1 protein-coding gene is annotated in these 375 nt (G+C 77.3%); it reads left to right on the top strand.

Features of this window, described 5'->3' with window-relative positions:
- On the top strand, nt 1–375 hold a 375-nt coding region (locus PUR71_RS00395), incomplete at both ends, for a hypothetical protein (protein ID WP_329924268.1).

The following is a 375-nucleotide window of genomic DNA, read 5'->3' as shown; positions in this document are numbered from 1 at the left end:
GCGGCCGTCGAGTTCGCCGAGCAGCAGGAGCGCGCCGCCGCCCACTGCGCCCAGGCCGCCGCGCTGGCCACGGCCCGCGCGAGGGAGGCCGCACCCGACGACGCCCAGGAGGCGCCGGTGGCCGCGCTGGAACGGCTCACAGCGGACTGGGCACAGCTGGAGCGCGCCGCCCGGCGCCAGGACGTCGACCGCGCCAAGGTCATGCAGGTGGACCACCTCATCGTGGTGCCGCAGGCCCGCAGCCCGCTACGCCGCCCCGCCCGCCAACCACCACCAACCGCCGGGGAGGACGGCCCCCGAGTGGGAAGGCCGAAAATCCGGCCGCCTCCACCGATCCCCCGACCCGCGGCGACCCTCATCCCGGCCGAAAGGTGG

The sequence above is a fragment of the Streptomyces sp. SP17BM10 genome, from assembly GCF_036322405.1.
GTDB lineage: Bacteria > Actinomycetota > Actinomycetes > Streptomycetales > Streptomycetaceae > Kitasatospora.
Note: the sequence above shows the minus strand (reverse complement) of the source record. Positions and strands in the feature narration are given on the sequence as shown.